We start from the raw sequence: 1,246 nt of genomic DNA, 5'->3' as shown, positions 1-1,246 counted from the left end.
ATTATCGCACTACCCACTAGGATTCACATAGAGCCATATTTTTTTAGTTATCTGATTCAGATTAACAGAAGATCAGTAAGCTTCAAAACAATTCCTTTGGTCATGCGATGATCGACATAAAGCACTGACTTGCCTGTAACCATGGCCCATTTTTCCAATTTGTCGTATAATTCTGAACTGCTATACCTATCAAACTGCAAAAAGCATTCGTCCAATAAAAGAAGCTTGGTATTTCCCGATTCTTCACGAATGATTTCAAAAACATCATCAACACTAGTTCCAAACTGTTGGCACTCGATCCATTTGATGGCTTGTAAAAATTCGCAATCATAATATTGTGCCGAATACAATACCCCATTGTTTTTATTTAAGAATATTTGTTTCATTAGGCTACTTTTTCCAGCTCCAGACTGGGCATCAAGTTTGTTTAGTCCTTGATTAAGAGAAAATTCTTTTGATTGGCATTGAATATTTTCAATAAGCATTGATTCTATTTGAATTGAATCTTTTTGGGAAAATGTACTAATTTTATGATTAGATTCACTATCTTTGCTAAATAATTCAATTTTTTTGTATGCTTCAAATTGAACCGAGAATCCAGAAGTTGCGGCAAACAGGCGAATACACTCAGAATCAATTGCCAGTAGAGAACCTAAAATTAGTGCCCGGATAGGGCTGCTAACTTCAACGATGCCAAATGAAATAAAAACACAAACATATATGATTCCTAAACCTATATTTCCATATAAGCCTATTTTTTCCTTCACTGAAATTAGGTGGAATTTAGCCTCTGTCCAAGAGACAATTCCCTTTAATAAAATTTGTTCTCTTAAAGCCAGTGTTACTAAATGAATAGGTGTGGTATTTGGAGCAGATTGAATCAACGTTACGTTATCAAGGTCTTCGATGAATTTAGAGGAAGAGGTGACGAGAAGCTGCCTTGCTTTTGATAAGTCAGGGTATATAAACAAATAAATCATAGTAAAGAAAATAAGCAAGGCGGTGGCAAAAAAAAGACCTATAATTCCGATATTCCAGTACATCATTATGGCTGCCACAGAAAATAAAGAAATTATCCAAACTAAATCATGGCAATAGAAGGCGAATGCTTCTACGACATAATTGAGTTCAACAAACAATGATGTGTTCCAATCCTGCTCGGTAGTGCTTGTCGATGTTAGTCCAGAAAATATATTTGCAACGGAAATTTTCCGTATTTTCATCTCAACTAAACACCCTGAAATTA

The 1,246-nt window shown here is 34.8% G+C and carries 1 protein-coding gene; it reads right to left on the bottom strand.

Features of this window, described 5'->3' with window-relative positions:
• Positions 1-56 precede the first annotated feature (56 nt).
• On the bottom strand, positions 57-1,246 hold a 1,190-nt coding region (locus tag CDZ78_RS20595; RefSeq protein ID WP_373862505.1), incomplete at its 5' end, for a hypothetical protein.

It is taken from the genome of Bathymodiolus platifrons methanotrophic gill symbiont, from assembly GCF_002189065.1.
Lineage (GTDB): Bacteria > Pseudomonadota > Gammaproteobacteria > Methylococcales > Methylomonadaceae > Methyloprofundus.
This window is presented reverse-complemented; position numbering and strand designations above follow the sequence as displayed.